Origin of the sequence: Paraburkholderia sp. CNPSo 3281 (assembly GCF_024206515.1) — a bacterium.
In the GTDB taxonomy this organism is placed as follows: domain Bacteria; phylum Pseudomonadota; class Gammaproteobacteria; order Burkholderiales; family Burkholderiaceae; genus Paraburkholderia; species Paraburkholderia nodosa.
Window position 1 is genome coordinate 146,099 of record NZ_JAMBPS010000003.1, and the last position, 17,764, is coordinate 163,862.

The window sequence follows — 17,764 nt, forward strand, 5'->3', positions numbered from 1 at the left end:
GGATCGCGCGCAAAGGGCAATAACTTGAAACTGTAGGGGTGAAATACGGCTTCGGGCAAGCGCCGCCAGAAATAGCGAAGATTTCCGACGCCGCGCACGGCGGGGGACTACCATGCGCGTCGCCGCTACGCTGCCCGCCACGGCGGATTGCTCCGCCACGGCTTACAACTCAGCAAACTACGGTGCTAACTGCGGTGCTGCAACAACTGCGGTCGCCGCCTGCCGTGCAAGGCGCGGCAGGCGGGCTTACCGGTCTTTATTGCTGCTTTGCAGCAGCGACTTGCGCGGCCACTTCGGCAGCGAAGTCGTCCTGGCGCTTCTCGATGCCTTCGCCCACCACGAAGAGGGCGAACTTCTGCACCGTCGTGCCAGCAGCCTTGAGCATCTGCTCGATCGTCTGCTTGTCGTTCTTAACGAACGGCTGGTTCAGCAGCGAGACTTCCTTCAGGTACTTCTGGACCGAACCTTCGACCATCTTCGCGACGATCTCAGCCGGCTTGCCCGATTCGGCGGCCTTCTGCTCGGCGATGCTGCGCTCCTTGGCGATCAGGTCGGCCGGCACGTCGTCCGACGACAGCGAGACCGGCTTCATCGCGGCGATGTGCATCGCGACGTCCTTGCCCACTTGCTCTTGCGCACCTGTGTACTCGACCAGCACGCCGATGCGCGTGCCGTGCAGGTATGCAGCCAGCTGGTTGGCGGTTTCGAAACGCGCGAAGCGGCGGATCGAGAGGTTTTCGCCGATCTTGCCGACCAGTGCGAGGCGCACTGCGTCGACCGTCGAGCCGTCCAGCGGCAGCGCCGACAGAACGGCGACGTCAGCCGGGTTTTGCGTGGCGACGAGTTCAGCGATCTTCTTCGAGAAGCCGATGAAGTCATCGTTCTTCGAAACGAAGTCGGTTTCGCAGTTCAGTTCGACGATCGCGCCAGCGCCGCTACCGATGAACGACGAGATCACGCCTTCGGCCGTGACGCGCGAAGCGGCCTTGCTGGCCTTGTTGCCGAGCTTCACGCGCAGCAATTCTTCGGCACGCGCGAGGTCGCCGTCGGCTTCCGTCAGCGCCTTCTTGCATTCCATCATCGGCGCATCGGTCTTCGCGCGCAGTTCTGCCACCATGCTTGCGGTAATTGCCGCCATCATTCGCTCCTTGAGTCTGTCTGGTACACGCCGCCCGCCTTTCGACGCGGCCGGCAGAAATTCGTTTCCGTTTGAGCCTGCGGTGAAACGCTTTTTTACAGCTGCTTCTACAGGGCTACGGTGCCGCGCATATGTCGCGGCGACGAAAGTCGCGGCTTAAAAAAAAGGGGCCTATGGAAAGCCCCCTTTTCTTGCCGGACACGGGGCAGCTTACGCCTCCGAATTGACCTCGACGAACTCGTCGTCGCCGTCGTTGCCGCGCGCCGCTGCAACCACTTCGTTGACCGCGTTGGCGCGGCCTTCGAGGATCGCGTCAGCCACGCCTTGCGTGTAGAGCGCAACGGCCTTGCTCGCGTCGTCGTTGCCCGGGATCACGTAATCGATGCCTTCCGGCGAGTGGTTCGTATCGACCACGGCGATCACGGGGATGCCCAGCTTGTTCGCTTCCGTCACGGCAATCTTGTGATAGCCGACGTCGACCACGAAGATCGCGTCCGGAATGCCGCCCATATCCTTCACGCCGCCGATCGACTTTTGCAGCTTGGCGATTTCGCGTTCGAACAGGAGCGCTTCCTTCTTGCTCATCTTCTCGAGCTCGCCTGCTTCCACGGCTGCTTCCATGTCCTTCAGGCGCTTGATCGAAACCTTCAGCGTCTTGAAGTTGGTCAGCATGCCGCCGAGCCAGCGTGCGTTCACGAACGGCATGCCAGCGCGTTGTGCTTCCTGGGCGATCGTGTCGCGCGATTGACGCTTCGTGCCGACGAACAGGATCGTGCCGCGGTTCGCTGCCAGCTGACGCACGTACTTCAGTGCGTCGTTGTACATCGGCAGCGTCTTTTCGAGGTTGATGATGTGAATCTTGTTGCGATGACCGAAGATGAAGGGGGCCATCTTCGGGTTCCAGAAGCGCGTTTGGTGACCGAAGTGGACACCGGCTTCCAGCATTTGGCGCATGGTAACTGCCATGTTGCAATTCTCCGCTAGGGTTTGGGTCTGAAGCCGGCTGCCGTATCGGTGCGCCCTCCCGTTTCCGGAGATCGACGCGCCCGACACCCTGGGTGCGCCGGCTTGCGAGTGTGCTGCCTGAAGAAGATGCTTCCGAATGTTCTTCGCGCACCCGCCAAAATCCGTCTTTGGCAAAGCGCTCCGCGGCAACGGCGGATCCAGCCGCCCCCACAGGTACTCTTTGTACTTGCGTACTTCTTTCGAACGTGAATTCGAAAGATATGGGAAGCGACTTAGCCGAAGAGTATAGCACGCAGACCGCCCTTTACTCAAGACAGCTATTACCCGCGGAATACCGCGCCATCCATGTCGCATGCAGCGCGCGCCGGATCGCGACCCGCCATTTCAAAAGCCAGCGATCACTGGCATTAGGTGCGATAATTCAATATTCGACTGCATTTTCGGGCGCAAACCATGGCCATTTCGATCAAGAACGAACAAGACATCGCGCAAATGCGCGTCGCCTGCCGGCTGGCGAGCGAGGTGCTCGATTACATCACGCCGTTCGTCACCGCGGGCGTGACGACGGGTGAGCTCGACCGCCTGTGCCACGAATACATGACCGATGTGCAGGGCACGGTGCCCGCGCCGCTGAACTATCAGCCGCCGGGCTACCCGCCCTACCCGAAGGCGATCTGTACTTCCGTGAACGACGTGATCTGTCACGGTATTCCGGGCGACAAGGCGCTGAAGAACGGCGACGCGCTCAATATCGACATCACCGTCATCAAGGAAGGCTATTTCGGCGACACGAGCCGCATGTTCATCGTCGGCGAAGGCTCGATCCTCGCGAAGCGCCTCGTGCAGACCACCTATGAATGCATGTGGCTCGGCATCGACCAGGTGCGTCCGGGCGGCCACCTGGGCGACATCGGCCACGCCATTCAGCGCTACGCCGAAAGCCAGGGCTACAGCGTGGTGCGCGAATACTGCGGCCACGGCATCGGCACGGTGTTCCACGAAGACCCGCAGGTCCTGCACTACGGCCGGCCGGGCACCGGCATTGAACTCGTGCCCGGCATGATCTTCACCGTCGAGCCGATGATCAACGCCGGCCGCCGCGACATTCGCACCATGCCGGACCAGTGGACCGTCAAGACGAAGGACCGCAGCCTCTCGGCACAGTGGGAGCACACGGTACTCGTGACAGAAACGGGCTACGAGGTCCTGACCGTCTCGGCGGGCACGCCCGCCAAGCCGGCCATCGTCGCGCAGATGGCGGGCACAGCGGCCTGACCGCCGGAAAAAGTGCCGGAAAGCGCTTCCTGGCGCGATCCGGCGCAAAATGGATGGGCTCGTAGAGAGCGGCCCGCGCCCCGGGCCAGCGCGCCCAACGCAAGCGAGGCAGGACATGCGGACGCCGCCCGGCATCCGCAGCACGATGAGGCAGCCTGCAAAGCAGCCGACGCATTAACCGACGAAGCAACGCGGCCAGCCGCCATCGCGAGGCCTGCCGCGCGCACGACCAGCCGCCCGCCCAACCACGCCAGACACGACCCGAGCCCATGAGTGTTCCCGCTGTCGCCGTTCCCGATACGTCGTCGCTGAAGTCCGACTACAAGGCCGCCAAGGCCCAGTTGCTCGAGCGTTTCAAGACCGCGACCAATGTCGACTCGTTGATGCGCGCCCTCGCCCGCACCACCGACGACACCTTGTGCAGCGCCTGGAACCTGTGCGAGCTGCCGGCCACGCTGGCGCTCGTGGCGGTGGGCGGTTTCGGGCGCGGCGAGCTTGCGCCCTGGTCCGACGTCGATATCCTCGTGCTGCTGCCGGACGACGAGCCGCTCGCGCCGCTCGAAGAACGCATCGAGCGATTTATCGGCCTTGCGTGGGATCTCGGACTCGATATCGGCAGCAGCGTGCGCAGCGTCTCGCAATGCCTCGAAGAAGCCGCCAACGACGTCACCGTGCGCACGTCGCTCCTCGAGGCGCGCCGCATCACGGGCAGCGCGACGCTCTTCGGCGACTTCGCGCAGCGCTATCGCGACGCCATGGACCCGCGTGCGTTCTTCCAGGCGAAAGTGCTCGAAATGCGCCAGCGCCACGCGCGCTTCCAGGACACGCCCTATTCGCTCGAACCCAACGTCAAGGAAAGCCCCGGCGGCCTGCGCGACCTGCAGCTGATCCTCTGGATCACCGAGGCCGCCGCCTTCGGCAGCAGCTGGAAGGAGCTTGACCAGCGCGGCCTCATCACCGGGCGCGAGGCGCGCGAACTGCGCCGCAACGAGGCATTTCTCAAGGCGTTGCGCGCGCGCCTGCATGTGATCGCGGGCCGCCGCCAGGACATCCTCGTGTTCGACCTGCAGACGGCCGTGGCCGAAAGCTTCGGCTACAAGGCCAGCAGCGCGCGGCGCGCGAGCGAGCAGCTCATGCGCCGCTACTACTGGGCCGCGAAGGCGGTCACGCAGTTGTCCACCATCCTGATCCAGAACATCGAGGCGCAGCTCTTTCCGAGCACAAGTGGCATCACGCGCACGCTCTCTGAGCACTTCGTCGAGAAGCAGGGAATGCTGGAAATCGTCAGTGACGACGTGTTCGAACGCGAGCCGCACGCGATTCTCGAAGCGTTCCTGCTCTACGAGCAGGTGCCCGGCGTGAAGGGCTTGTCGGCGCGCACGCTGCGCGCGCTCTACAACGCGCGCGAGACCATGGACCTGCGCTGGCGCCGCGCCCCGGAGAACCGACGGCTCTTCATGGAGATCCTCAAGCAGCCGGCCGGCATCACGCACGCCATGCGGCTCATGAACCAGACGAGCGTGCTCGGGCGCTATCTATTGAATTTCCGCCGCATCGTCGGGCAGATGCAGCACGACCTCTATCACGTCTATACGGTCGATCAGCACATCCTGATGGTGCTGCGCAATATGCGCCGCTTCGCCGTGGCCGAGCATGCGCACGAGTATCCGTTCTGCAGCCAGCTCATCGCCAACTTCGAGCGGCCCTGGGTGCTTTACGTCGCGGCGCTGTTCCACGACATCGCCAAGGGCCGCGGCGGCGACCACTCGCAGCTCGGCATGGCCGACGCGCGGCGCTTTTGCCGCGAGCACGACATCACGGGCGACGACGCGGACCTGGTCGTCTGGCTCGTGCAGCAGCACCTCATGATGAGCCAGGTTGCCCAGAAGCAGGACATCACCGACCCCGAGGTCGTCAAGCGCTTCGCCGAACTCGTTGGCACGGAACGGCGTCTTTCGGCGCTCTACCTGCTGACGGTCGCCGACATTCGCGGCACGAGCCCGAAGGTCTGGAACAACTGGAAAGGCAAGCTGCTTGAAGACCTCTACCGCTCGACGCTCGCCGTGCTCGGTGGCGCCAAGCCTGACGCGCACTCGGAGCTCAAGACGCGCCAGGAGCTGGCGCTCGCGCTGCTGCGTCTCGAGACCGTGCCGGAGCACGCCCACCGCGCGCTCTGGGAGAAGCTCGACGTTGGCTACTTCCTGCGCCACGACGCCGCCGATATCGCCTGGCAAACGCGCGTGCTCTATCGCCACGTCGAGGCGCCGGAGCCGGTCGTGCGCGCGCGCCCGTCGCCGATCGGCGAGGCGCTGCAGGTGCTCGTCTACGCGCAGGACCGCCCCGACCTGTTCGCGACGATGTGCGCGTACTTCGACCGCAGCGGCCTTTCCGTGCTCGACGCGCGCGTGAGCACCACACGCCACGGCTACGCGCTCGATAACTTCATCGTCGCCCACACCGAGGGCGACGTGCATTATCGCGATATCGCGAACCTCGTCGAGCAGGAACTCGCGGCACGCCTGAAGGCGACGGGCAATGCACTGCCCGAGCCGTCGAAGGGCCGTCTCTCGCGCCTGTCACGCACCTTCCCGGTGACGCCGCGCGTCGACCTGCGGGCCGACGAGCGCGGCCAATACTACATCCTGTCCGTGTCGGCGAACGACCGGCCGGGCCTCCTCTATTCCATCGCGCGCGTGCTCGCGGAGCATCATGTCGGCGTCCATGCGGCGCGGATCAATACGCTCGGCGAACGGGTGGAAGACGTGTTTCTGCTCGACGGTTCGGGACTCTCCGACAACCGCCAGCAGATTCACGTCGAAACCGAATTGCTGCGCGCGATCGCAGTGTGAATGACCCAAGCGAAATACCCAGATCCATGCGAGCCAAACTGACAGCCAAACATCCGCGCCCGACCACTCCGGAACGCGCCCCCGTCCGCCGCGGCAGTACGACCGCGCGTAAGCCGGTGCGACCGGCCGAGGCGCGACCGGCGGACGCCAGGCCGGCATCGGCTGCGAAGACTTCCGCTGGGAAGCCTGCCCGCACCTCGGCCGGCCGCGCCACGCCTCGCACCGGCGATACGCGTCCGGGCGAGCGCCCGGCGCGACCCGCTCGCGAAGGCGGGTTCGGCGACGAGCGCCGCCCGGCCCGTCGTTCCGGCGATGAGGCACGTGGATTTGCGCGCGGCCGTAACGAAGGTGATGAGCGCCGTTTCACGCGTCGCCCCGAAGGCGATGACCGACGCCCACCGCGTAGCCGCGACGAAGGCAGCGCACGCCCCTTCGCGCGCCGCACTGAGGGTGATGACCGTCGCCCGCCTCGCAGCCGCGAAGAAGGTGGCGCACGCTCCTTCGCGCGCCGCCCGGAAGGTGACGATCGCCGCCCGCCTCGCAGCCGCGAAGAAGGTGGCGAGCGTCGCTTCGAACGACGCACCGAAGGCGAGGATCGCCGCCCCGCGCGTGGCCGCGACGAAGGCGGCGCACGCCCCTTCACGCGCCGCCCCGAGGGTGACGACCGCCGCCCGCCGCGCAGCCGCGACGAAGGTGGCGAGCGTCGCTTCGAACGACGCACCGAAGGCGATGATCGCCGCCCGCCGCGTAGCCGCGAAGAAGGTGGCGACCGACGCTTCGCGCGCCGCCCCGAAGGCGACGACCGACGCCCGCCGCGCAGCCGTGACGAAGGTGGTGCACGCCCCTTCGCGCGCCGCCCCGAGGGTGATGACCGCCGCCCACCGCGCAGCCGCGAAGAAGACGGTGCACGCCCCTTCGCGCGCCGCGCCGAGGGCGACGACCGTCGCCCGCCGCGTAGCCGCGAGGAAGGTGGCGAGCGCCGCTTCGAACAGCGCAGCGAAGGCGATGACTGCCGTCCGCCGCGCGGCCGCGGCGAAGGCAGCGAGGGACGTTTCGCCCGCCGCACGAACAGTGACGACCGCCGCCCCACGCGCGCCGGCGACGAGGGCACGGAGCGCCGTTTCGCGCGCCCGGTGAAAGCCACCTCGCGCGATGACCGCGAAGGCGCCGCGCCGCGTGCACGCCGCAGCGCCGACGAAGGCGGTGGCGGCCGCAAGACCGCCGGCCCTGTCAAATCGGCCGGGAAGCCCCCGCGCCGCACCGATGACGGCGAATCCGCACCGCGCCGCACACCGCGGGAAGAAGTCGATGGCGACAACACCCTGCGCCTGTCCAAGCGCATGTCCGAACTGGGCCTGTGCTCGCGCCGCGAAGCCGACGAATGGATCGAAAAGGGCTGGGTGTATGTGGACGGCGAAGTCGTCGACACGCTAGGCGCCAAGGTCACGCCGAATCAGCGCATCGAAGTCGATCCGGCCGCGCTCGCGGCGCAGGCGCGCCAGGTGACGATCCTGCTGCACAAGCCCGTGGGTTATGTGTCGGGCCAGGCCGAGGACGGCTATGAGCCCGCCGCCACGCTCGTCACCGGCGAGAACCATTGGGACGGCGACCACTCGGGTATCCGCTTTTCGGCGAAGCATCTGCGCACGCTCGCCCCGGCTGGCCGGCTCGACATCGACTCGACCGGCCTGCTCGTGCTGACCCAGGACGGTCGCGTGGCCAAGCAGTTGATCGGCGAGAGTTCGGACATCGACAAGGAATACCTCGTGCGCGTCACCTACAACGACATCGAGACCGAAATCGACCAGCACTTCCCGCCCGAGTTGCTCGCGCAGTTGCGCCACGGCCTGTCACTCGACGACGTGCCGCTCAAGCCCGCGCAGGTGAGCTGGCAAAACGGCGAGCAGTTGCGTTTCCTGCTGCGCGAGGGCAAGAAGCGCCAGATCCGCCGCATGTGCGAACTGGTCGGCCTGAAGGTCGTGGGCCTCAAGCGTGTGCGCATGGGCCGCGTGCTGCTTGGCGCGCTGCCGCAAGGCCAATGGCGCTATCTGGCCGCCGACGAAGCGTTCTAACGCCACGTCGGGCCACATCGGCGCCCGACGCCGCGCCGAATGAGAACGGGAGCCATCTGGCTCCCGTTTTTCTTGATGCTTCGATCGTCAGTCGTCGTTGTTCGGGTCGAGTGCCGGAAACAGAACCTCGGTAAAGCCGAACTTCGAGAAGTCGGTAATGCGCATGGGGTACAGCTTGCCGATGAGGTGATCGCATTCGTGCTGGACGACCCGCGCGTGAAAGCCCTCGGCCACACGCTCGATGGGCGTGCCGTACTGATCGAAACCGTCATAGCGGATCATCGAATAGCGGCTCACGGCGCCGCGCATGCCCGGCACCGAAAGACACCCCTCCCAGCCCTCTTCCATGTCGTGCGACAGCGGATGGATGACCGGGTTGATGAGCACCGTTTGCGGCACGGCCGGCGCCTCGGGATAGCGCTCGTTCTGTTCGAAACCGAAGATCACCACCTGCAAGTCGACGCCGATCTGCGGGGCGGCGAGTCCCGCGCCGTTCGCCGCGTGCATGGTGTCGAACATATCGGCAATGAGTTCGTGCAACTCGGGCGTATCGAAGTGATCGACCGGCCTCGCAATGCCAAGCAGGCGCGGATCGCCCATTCTGAGAATTTCGCGAATCATGTCGTTTGCCCCTCCAGGAGCTTGCGCATTCCTTCTTCGTCGAGCACCGGCACGCCGAGTTCCTCGGCTTTTGCGAGCTTGCTGCCCGCATCGGCGCCCGCCACCACGTAATCGGTCTTCTTCGACACCGAGCCGGCGACCTTCGCACCGGCTGCTTCCAGCATCTCCTTCGCCTCGTCGCGCGCGAGCGTGGGCAGCGTGCCGGTGAGCACCACCGTCTTGCCGGCCAGCACACCCACCGGCGCCTTCGGCGCGGGCGGGCCTTCCGCCCATGTTACTTTGCCCGGTGCGCGCAGTTGCTCGATCACCGTGCGGTTATGCTCCTCCGCAAAAAACTCGTGTATCGCGAGCGCGACGATAGGGCCCACATCGTTGACTTCGAGCAATTCTTCGACCGACGCGCTCATGATCGGATCGAGCGAGCCAAAGTGCTTCGCAAGATCCTTGGCCGTCGATTCGCCCACGTGCCGGATGCCGAGCGCGTAGACGAAGCGCGCAAGCGTCGTGGCTTTGGCCTTCTCGAGCGAGTCGAGCAGGTTCTGCGCCGACTTGTCCGCCATGCGCTCGAGCTGCGCGAGCGTGCCGAAGCCGAGATTGAACAGATCGGCGGGCGTGCGCACGAGGTTCTGGTCGACCAGTTGGTCGATGATCTTCTCGCCCAGGCCGTCGATATCGAGCGCGCGGCGCTGGGCGAAGTGCCAGAGCGCCTGCTTGCGCTGGGCCGGACAGAACAGGCCACCCGTGCAGCGGGCGATTGCCTCGTCGGGCAGCCGCTCGATGCGCGATCCGCAGACGGGGCATTCAGTCGGCATCACGAACTCGTGGGCGTCGGCCGGACGGCGGTCCATGAGCGCACTGACCACCTCGGGAATCACGTCGCCGGCGCGCCGCACGATCACCGTGTCGCCGATGCGGATGTCCTTGCGCCGCACTTCGTCTTCGTTGTGCAGCGTGGCGTTGGTCACCGTCGCGCCGCCGACGAACACCGGCTCGAGCCGCGCCACCGGCGTAATCGCGCCCGTGCGGCCCACCTGAACGTCGATGGCCAGCAGCTTCGTGAGCGCCTCCTGGGCCGGGAACTTGTGCGCGAGCGCGAAGCGCGGCGCACGCGAGACGAAGCCGAGCGCGTCCTGCTCGTCGCGGCGGTTCACCTTGTAGACCACGCCGTCGATGTCGTACGGCAGGCCGTCGCGCTTCTCGCCCTCGGCGCGGAAGAATTCCAGCAGACCTTGCGCGCCCTTCACGACAGCCCGCTCGGCATTGACCGGCAGGCCCATTTCCGCGTACCAGTCGAGCAGTTCGCTATGGGTAGCCGGCATCGGCTCGCCCTCGAGCACGCCAATGCCGTAAGCGAAAAACGACAGCGGCCGCTGCGCCGTGATTTTCGGATCGAGCTGGCGCAGACTGCCCGCCGCCGCGTTGCGCGGATTCGCGAATTCCTTGTGGCCGGCGTCGCGCTGACGCTGGTTCATGCGTTCGAAGTCGCGGCGGAACATCAGCACCTCGCCGCGCACGTCGAGCACCTTCGGCACGCGCTTGCCCTTCAGGCGCAATGGCAGCGAGCGGATCGTGCGCACGTTCTCCGTGACGTTCTCGCCGGTCGCGCCGTCGCCGCGCGTGGAGGCCTGGACGAACACGCCGTCGACATAGCGCAGCGAGATGGCGAGGCCGTCGAACTTCAGTTCAGCGGCGTATTCGACCTCGACGATTCCGGCGCCCTCGATCTTGCCGAGCGCATCGGCCACCCGCTTGTCGAACGCGACGATGTCCTCGTCGGCAAAGCCGTTGTTGAGCGACAGCATCGGCACGTCGTGGACCACCGGCTCGAAGCCCCCGGCGACTTCGCCACCCACGCGCTGAGTGGGCGAATCGGGCGTGATGAGGTCGGGATGCTGGGCCTCGATCTGCTGAAGTTCGTCGAACAGCTTGTCGTATTCCGCGTCGGGCAGCTCCGGCTGGTCGAGCACGTAGTAGGCGTGATTCGCACGCTCGAGTTCGGCGCGCAACCACACCGCGCGCTGCGCAGCGGTGGCTTCTTCGGGAGGACGGGCGGGAGTACGGACCATGCCTTGGGCAACTCGCTGTTGGAAGAGATTTCGGACGTCAGATTATCTCAGGAAGCGGCGCGTGTCGCATCGACCGAACGGCCATCTTCGTGCGCCGCCGAACGGGCCTCGCCAGCGTCCTTGCCGAATGGCTAACGCTGCGTCCGTCGCATTGACGCCCGAGTCCAGCGAGGCGAACCTGAGTGCACTGCAACACGCGTGCCGACGCCCACCGCGCCGCGCCGCCTGCGCGCAAAAAAAAGCGCGGCGCCCTTACGGCGTCGCGCCTTGTCTGTTGGCCGCTTGCCGGCCTGCGGCGTCACTGGCTGAACAGTCGCCGCGTGGCCGGCGAGCCGGCCGGAATGCCGGCCTGCTCCAGCTTCGCGTAAAGCGTCATGAGCTGCTTGTCGATCGACTGCAGCACCGATTCCGGCAGCGGCCGGCGCTGGTCGTCGACCACGCGGCCGCCAATGCGCTCCGCAAGCGACTTCGCGTAGTCGCACATCAGTCGGAACGGCAGGATATCTTCGTCGGCCACGGGCACGTCGAGGATCAGCGTGATCAGCTCGCCGCCCTTGTACGTGAGGTCGTCGCGCAGGAAGTTGGTGTCGCCGAACTGCAGCATGAAAACGGGGCTCTGCTTCGCGTCGAGCTTCACGAAGCGCGTGCCGTCGCGCGAAAGCAGCAAGCCGTCCTGCGCGGCCACGGCCTGCACGTAGTTTGCCGACCACGGCGCGCCATCCGACATCACGTTGACGGAAAGCTGTGCGTCGCATTGCGCCGCGAAGCCGTCCAGCTCGCGCGCCATGGCGACCGTCTCCATCATGTCCGGAAACTCGGGCGCGGCGTCGAGCGCGTCGGCAAACTGCTGCACGCCGGTCACGAATTCCGAGAACTCGAGTTCGTTGAGCGGACCGTTGCGATTCGCGAGTTGCGCAGCCGCGCGCAGTTCTTCGTAGCGCACACCGCTCTGGAGCAACTCCCAGCCGTCGCCCCCGTCGGGTTTGCCTTCGATGTGAACCGGCTTGCTGCCCGCGCGGCGCAGCCGCTGCGCCAACGGAATCACCCGCTCGCCCGCCACCGGCGCGCCAAGCCGGATCGGCACGATGCAATCGATGCGACGGTCGACCACGGCGGGCGGCGCCGAAGAGATCGTCGTGGCGGCCGGCATGACTGGTTCGATGCGCCCGGCTTCGTCCGCGTCGTCCTTTGCGGGTTGCGGGGCAGCCGCACTCGCGGCCGGCGCCTTGTCGCCCCCCTCGTCTGCAGCGGATTCAGCCTCCGGAAAGCCGTTGGGTGTCGTCGTTTCCGCCTGGATGTCGGCCGGCGTGTCGAGTGGCGCCGCGGTCCCGAAACCCGGCTCCACTCGCCCGGCTTCCGTGCTGCCCGCGAGCGACGGCTCGCGGCGCGACGGAGCATGCGCCGGTTCGATGAACGGGCTCGGCTCCTGGAACTCGTCGCGCTGCGGCGCTTCGACCGCCTCTTCGGGCATCGGGCGCGGCATGCGCCGGCGCACCCTCGCGCCCTGCCACGCGTTGTATGCCACCACGCCCCCGACTACCACGGCGCCCGCGCCGATCAACCCGAGAGTCAACTCATCCATGCATGCTCCATCAGCAATTCTTATTCGACGGCGCGCGCATTCTGTGCGCCGTTTCTGTGGCGAGCGCATTGCGCGCGGCGGCTGCCTAACCGATGGCGCCGCCGGCCGCGCATCGCGCGCCGTCCGTTAGACCGTATAAATCGATTAGACCGTATTCTGGGCGAAACCCGCCGCAGTTTCCATGTCGACCGCGACGATGCGCGAAACGCCCTGCTCCTGCATCGTCACGCCAATGAGCTGCTGCGCCATCTCCATGGCGATCTTGTTGTGCGAAATGAACAGGAACTGTGTTTTGTCCGACATCGCGCGAACAAGGTTCGCGAAGCGCTCGGTGTTCGCGTCGTCGAGCGGCGCGTCCACTTCGTCGAGCAAACAGAACGGCGCCGGGTTGAGCTGGAACATCGCGAACACGAGGGCCGTGGCCGTGAGTGCTTTCTCGCCGCCGGAGAGCAGGTGAATCGTCGAATTCTTCTTCCCGGGCGGTTGCGCCATCACCTGCACGCCGGCGTCGAGAATCTCGTCGCCGGTCATGATGAGCTTCGCCTGACCACCACCGAACAGGCGCGGGAACAGCTCGCCGAAATGACGGTTCACTTCGTCGAACGTGCCCTGCAGCAGCGTGCGCGTTTCCTGGTCGATCTTGCGGATCGCGTCTTCGAGCGTTTCGATCGCGCTCGTGAGGTCGGCCGACTGCGCGTCGAGGAAGGTCTTGCGCTCCTTCGCCGCGGCCAGCTCGTCGAGCGCGGCCATGTTCACGGGCCCAAGCGCCGCGATCGCGTTGTTGATGCGCGTGACCTCGCCTTGCAGATACGACGGCTTCATATCGGCCGTGAGCTTTTCCTGCAGCGCGGCCTCGTCGACGCCAGCGGCCTGCAGTTGCTCGACGAACTGCTCGCCGTTCAGGCGCGCGGCCTGCTCCTTCAGCTGAAGTTCGGTGATGCGGTCGCGCAACGGCTGCAGCGCGCGTTCCGCGGCGAGGCGCGTTTCGTCGGCGGCGCGTAGCTTGGCGCTCAGGTCGTCGAGTTCGGCGCGCGCGGCGCGCAGCGTGTCTTCCTTCTGCGCGCGAATTTCCAGCGCGTCCTGCAGGCCGGTGTGCGCGGTCTGTTCGTTGATCGTTTCCAGTTCGGCGCGCGCGTCTTCGAGCGACGCGGACACGCGTTCGCTCTGGTCGTGCGCGACCTGAATGTTGCGCTTCAACTCTTCGATGCGGTTCGCCATGTTGCGCGCGGCAAAGCGCGCGTCGGCCGCCGCGCGTTCGAGGTCGCGCGCCTCATTACGAGCCGCGCCGAGTTCCTCGTCGAGCGCCTCGAAGGCGAGCTGGTTGTCCTCGAAGCGGGCCTGCAGTTCGGCGAGTTCCACATCGTGGCGCTCGAAGTTCGCTTCCGACTCCGCGCGCAACGCGCGCTGCTCTTCGATCTGCGTGCGAATCTCGTCGAGTTCTTCGCGGATCTGCGTACTGCGCGCCGTGTAGCGCTCATGCGCCTGGGTCAGCTTGAGCACATCCATTTGCAGCGCGTGCACGCGCTGGGTCGCGCGCTCGGCCTGCTGGCGCACATCCGTGAGCACCTGGGCCGCCTGTGTGTGCGCCGCTTCCGCGCGCACGACAGCCGTGCGTGCCTCGTCGGCGAGCAGCGTCTGGGCGCGCACCTGGCGCTCGAGATTCTCGATTTCCTGCTGACGCGCGAGCATGCCGGCCTGCTCGGTGTCGGCGGCGTACAGCTGCACACCCACGCGCGTCACCATATGACCGGCCTTCACGACGAACGCGCCGCTGCCGGGTAATTGCGCGCGCTGGGCGAGCGCCTCGGCGAGATCGCCCGCGACGTAGGTCGAGCCGAGCCATTCGGTGAGCACCGCGCGCAAGCCCGCATCGTCGATCCGCACGAGCGAGAGCAGCGGCGTAAGGCCCGCGGCCGCAGCGCTCGCCTGACCCGCGGCCGGCGGCGAATAGAACGCGAGCTTTGCGGGCGGAGCGTCGCTCGCGAATGCCTTCACCCAGTCGAGGTTCGACACCTCGAGCGCGGCGAGCCGCTCGCGCAGCACCGATTCGAGCGCCGTTTCCCAACCCGCTTCGACGTGCAGCTTCTTCCACAGCCGCGGCAACGCGCCCAGTTCGTGACGTTCGAGCCACGGCTGGATCTTGCCTTCCGTCTGCACGCTTTCCTGCAACTGCTTGAGTGCAGCGAGGCGGGCTTCGAACTGGTGGATCTGTGCGTTTTCCGCCTGCACGCGCTCGTGCGCCGCGCGGCGTTCCGCGTCGAGGCGCGGCGCCGTTTCCTGCGCGTCGGCGAGGCGCGCCTGCGCTTCGTGAAGGACTTCCTCCTGCTCGGCCAGCTGCATGCGCAGCTCTTCGAGCTGGGCTTCGTCCGGCGCGTCGAGGCCGCCTTCCTCCGACTTCAGACGCTCGTGGCGCTGCTGAAGCTGCTGGAGCATCTGGTCGGCGTTGCGTTGATGCGCGGCTTCGAGCTTGATCGCCTGCTCGGTGCGCGCGATGCCCGCGCGCTCGTCGTTCAGTTGCGCCTGCGCGTCGCGCCAGCGGTTTTCGAGCGCGGGCAGCGCTTCCTGCTTCGCCGCCGCATCTTCCTCGGCCAGCGCTGCCTTTTCCTCGGCGATCGCCAGTTGTTCTTCGGCGTCTTCGATATCGTCCTGCGCCTTCTGCGCCTGGACCTGCCATTGCTCGCGCTGCGCGGTGAGCGCGGCGATCTGCGCCTGCACGCGATTGCGCGACTCAACGATGAACTTGATCTCGGCCTCGAGGCGGCTCACCTCGGCGTTCGCTTCGTAAAGCGAGCCCTGCGCGCCCTGCATGGCGTCGCTTGCCGAGTAGTGGGCCACGCGCAGCGTTTCGAGCTGCGCTTCCACTTCGCGCAGCTGCGCGGTATGGCGCTCCAGGTCGATCTGCGCCTGCTCGATCGCACGCTGCTGGCGTTGCTGCTCGCCCGCTGCCTCGTTCTTGCGCAAGAGCCACAGGAGGCGCTGCTTTTCCTCGCCCTCGGACTGCAGCTCGCGGTATTTCGTGGCAACGATCGCCTGGCCCTCGAGCTTTTCGAGGTTGCTGGACAGCTCGCGCACGATGTCCTCGACGCGCGTGAGGTTCTCGCGCGTGTCGTGCAGACGATTCTCGGTCTCGCGCCGGCGTTCCTTGTATTTCGAAACGCCCGCGGCTTCTTCGAGGAACACGCGCAGTTCTTCGGGCTTCGCCTCGATGATCCGCGCGATCATGCCCTGCCCGATGATCGCGTAGGCGCGCGGGCCGAGGCCCGTACCCAGGAAAATGTCCTGGATATCGCGCCGGCGAGCCGGGAGGTTGTTGATGTAGTAGCTCGACGTGCCGTCGCGCGTGAGCACGCGCTTCACGGCGATCTCGGCATACTGGCCCCACTGCCCGGCGGCGCGGCCATCCGCGTTGTCGAACACCAGTTCGACGCTCGCGCGGCTGCCCGGCTTGCGCGCGGTGGAACCGTTGAAGATGACGTCCTGCATCGACTCGCCGCGCAGCTCGGACGCCCGGGATTCACCCAGCACCCAGCGCACCGCGTCGATGATGTTGGATTTCCCACAGCCGTTTGGCCCGACCACCCCGACGAGTTGGCCCGGAACCTGGAAATGCGTGGGATCGACGAATGATTTGAAGCCAGCGAGTTTAATCGAAGTCAGACGCACGGCGATATCGCTGTTGGAATAGTGGTGAACGGGACCGCCCGTGCCGTACGTCGCTTGCCGCCGCGCATCCGGTATCGATCGCGCGACGGCGGAGTGCGCACTGGGCAGCCGCTACGGCTCGCCGTACGAACGCGCATGCGCGCGTGCGGCCGGCGGGAATCAGCGGCAATCATACCATCGCACGCGCGCCATTCCGCGCGCGGGAAGGCCCTGGCCCCGTGGCGCCGCCTACGCTGCCATCGCCGTTGCCGCCGCCGTTGCCATCGTCGCCGCCGGGGCCGTTGCTGTCGGCGTCGTCCGCGTCATCGGTGCGGCTGGCGTCGGCGTGGGTCATGATGCTCGCATCGGCGCTCGCGTGCGCGCCGCCCTTGCGCGCGTCCTGCTGCCGGTGCACCCAGCTCGACAGCAGGGAAGCAAGCACGATGCACGCACCGCCAGCCCATTCGCGCGGGCCCGGCGTCTCACCGGCGAAGAGCCACGACGTGAGCGCCGTCACGACGATCTCGAACAGCATGATGATCGAGGCACGGTTCGCCGGCACGCGGGCAAGCCCGTACTGCACGAGCATGTTGTTGCTGCCGAGCACGACGCCGAGCGCGAGCACGAGCAGCACGACGCGTGCGAGATGCTCGCCCGCCGGCGCGGCCGACATCGGCTCGAAACAGGAGGTCAGCGCGCCGAACAGCGCCGCGCCCGCGAAGATCACGGCGGTGCGCATCTCCGGCTTCATGTGCGGCAGCACGCGGCTCGTCTTCACGACGAGCACGTTGCTCATCGCGAAACCCATGCCGCCGATAAGACCCGCCCATTCGGCCGCGTTGGCGGGCAGCGGCACACCGAGCTGCGGCGACCAGAGCATCAGCACCGCACCCAGCAGCGAAAGCGCCGAAAGCGCGCCGCCCGCCCAGTTCAGGCGCTCGTGCAGGATGAAGTGCGCGAAAATCGCCGTCCACGCCGGGGTCAGATAGAAGAGCAGCAGCACGCGCATCACTTCGCCGTGGATCGCGCCCCACACGAAACCGACGTTCGTCACGCCCGCGGCGAGTCCGAGCATCGGCAGCACCCAGTGCCAGCGCACGGTCGCGAGCGAACGCCAGCGCAGCACCAGCACGAAGAGGCAGCCGGCCGCGCTCGTCGCAGCGCTGGAAGCCGTTCCGGTGAGCCCCGCGGCCGCCAGCATGCGCAGCGGATACCAGACAAAACCCCAGACGGACGCGCCAACCATGATGGCAAGCGTCGGCCAGGCGGCGCGCAAGCCCGTGCTCTGGCTCATAGCCTGGGCTTCCCTTGTCGTGGCCGCGCGTTCGCAGCACGCGCGTCGTCATTCGAAAATTTCATGCTTTTCCTTTATTTCGTTGCCCGGCAAGCACGGGCGGCACCAGGGCGGGATCGGACCGGCGCCCGCAGCAGCAGCGGCGCCACGCTATAATCGACCGCTTGCAGCCGCAGGGCCGCGCCGCGTATCCGCGTTTTTCGCCCAGCGCGGTGCAACTGGCTCGCCGGCCCGCAGTGGCCACTCCGATCCTGCGCGC

The 17,764-nt window shown here is 66.6% G+C and carries 11 protein-coding genes; 4 read left to right on the plus strand and 7 right to left on the minus strand.

Features of this window, described 5'->3' with window-relative positions; translation table 11 throughout:
• Nucleotides 1-256: 256 nt before the first annotated feature.
• Together tsf and rpsB are read right to left on the minus strand one after the other, a co-directional pair.
• Nucleotides 257-1,138 carry a translation elongation factor Ts gene (gene tsf / locus M3I56_RS04655; RefSeq protein ID WP_254352948.1) on the minus strand — a complete coding sequence of 294 codons (882 nt, stop codon included), beginning with the start codon at nt 1,136-1,138 and terminating at the stop codon, nt 257-259.
• 210 nt (nt 1,139-1,348) lie between these two features.
• Nucleotides 1,349-2,104 (minus strand): 30S ribosomal protein S2, encoded by a 756-nt coding sequence (gene rpsB, locus M3I56_RS04660; protein WP_254315250.1) that lies wholly within the window; start codon nt 2,102-2,104, stop codon nt 1,349-1,351.
• Between the two features lie 453 nt (nt 2,105-2,557).
• On the opposite strand from rpsB, the gene map reads away from it, so the two are divergent.
• The 4 genes from map (at nt 2,558) to M3I56_RS41330 (ending at nt 8,300) form a co-directional block, all read left to right on the plus strand.
• Entirely contained in the window at nt 2,558-3,379 is an 822-nt protein-coding gene (gene map, locus M3I56_RS04665) for a type I methionyl aminopeptidase (RefSeq protein WP_254352759.1), read from the plus strand.
• A gap of 269 nt (nt 3,380-3,648) precedes the next feature.
• Complete coding sequence (locus M3I56_RS04670) at nt 3,649-6,228, plus strand: [protein-PII] uridylyltransferase (RefSeq protein ID WP_254352760.1); 2,580 nt, start codon at nt 3,649-3,651, stop codon at nt 6,226-6,228.
• Nucleotides 6,229-6,549: 321 nt separating this feature from the next.
• Nucleotides 6,550-7,365: a histone H1 gene (locus M3I56_RS41325; RefSeq protein WP_309249126.1), complete on the plus strand. Its 816-nt coding sequence runs from the start codon at nt 6,550-6,552 to the stop codon at nt 7,363-7,365.
• Nucleotides 7,362-8,300, plus strand: a complete 939-nt coding sequence (locus tag M3I56_RS41330) for a pseudouridine synthase (RefSeq protein ID WP_309249127.1) — start codon at nt 7,362-7,364, stop codon at nt 8,298-8,300. The genes M3I56_RS41325 and M3I56_RS41330 overlap by 4 nt, the downstream gene beginning before the upstream one ends.
• Before the next feature lie 87 nt (nt 8,301-8,387).
• On the opposite strand, the gene def is transcribed toward M3I56_RS41330, so the two are convergent.
• From def to M3I56_RS04700, 5 genes are all read right to left on the minus strand, one after another.
• Nucleotides 8,388-8,921 carry a peptide deformylase gene (gene def / locus M3I56_RS04680; protein ID WP_254352762.1) on the minus strand — a complete coding sequence of 178 codons (534 nt, stop codon included), beginning with the start codon at nt 8,919-8,921 and terminating at the stop codon, nt 8,388-8,390.
• A complete protein-coding gene (gene ligA / locus M3I56_RS04685; protein ID WP_254352763.1) occupies nt 8,918-10,987 on the minus strand; it encodes an NAD-dependent DNA ligase LigA in 2,070 nt (689 codons plus the stop codon). The genes def and ligA overlap by 4 nt, the downstream gene beginning before the upstream one ends.
• A gap of 298 nt (nt 10,988-11,285) precedes the next feature.
• A complete protein-coding gene (locus M3I56_RS04690; RefSeq protein WP_254352764.1) occupies nt 11,286-12,569 on the minus strand; it encodes a cell division protein ZipA C-terminal FtsZ-binding domain-containing protein in 1,284 nt (427 codons plus the stop codon).
• A 144-nt stretch (nt 12,570-12,713) separates the two neighbouring features.
• Entirely contained in the window at nt 12,714-16,232 is a 3,519-nt protein-coding gene (smc, locus tag M3I56_RS04695) for a chromosome segregation protein SMC (RefSeq protein ID WP_254352765.1), read from the minus strand.
• 169 nt (nt 16,233-16,401) lie between these two features.
• Nucleotides 16,402-17,505 carry a DMT family transporter gene (locus M3I56_RS04700; protein ID WP_254352766.1) on the minus strand — a complete coding sequence of 368 codons (1,104 nt, stop codon included), beginning with the start codon at nt 17,503-17,505 and terminating at the stop codon, nt 16,402-16,404.
• Between the last annotated feature and the right edge of the window lie 259 nt (nt 17,506-17,764).

Bases quoted from the DNA above. Each gene is read 5' to 3' on its own strand.
- tsf (WP_254352948.1), bottom strand. From the start codon at position 1,138: ATGGCGGCAATTACCGCAAGCATGGTGGCAGAACTGCGCGCGAAGACC.
- rpsB (WP_254315250.1), bottom strand. From the start codon at position 2,104: ATGGCAGTTACCATGCGCCAAATGCTGGAAGCCGGTGTCCACTTCGGT.
- map (WP_254352759.1), top strand. From the start codon at position 2,558: ATGGCCATTTCGATCAAGAACGAACAAGACATCGCGCAAATGCGCGTC.
- M3I56_RS04670 (WP_254352760.1), top strand. From the start codon at position 3,649: ATGAGTGTTCCCGCTGTCGCCGTTCCCGATACGTCGTCGCTGAAGTCC.
- def (WP_254352762.1), bottom strand. From the start codon at position 8,921: ATGATTCGCGAAATTCTCAGAATGGGCGATCCGCGCCTGCTTGGCATT.
- ligA (WP_254352763.1), bottom strand. From the start codon at position 10,987: ATGGTCCGTACTCCCGCCCGTCCTCCCGAAGAAGCCACCGCTGCGCAG.
- M3I56_RS04690 (WP_254352764.1), bottom strand. From the start codon at position 12,569: ATGGATGAGTTGACTCTCGGGTTGATCGGCGCGGGCGCCGTGGTAGTC.
- M3I56_RS04700 (WP_254352766.1), bottom strand. From the start codon at position 17,505: ATGAGCCAGAGCACGGGCTTGCGCGCCGCCTGGCCGACGCTTGCCATC.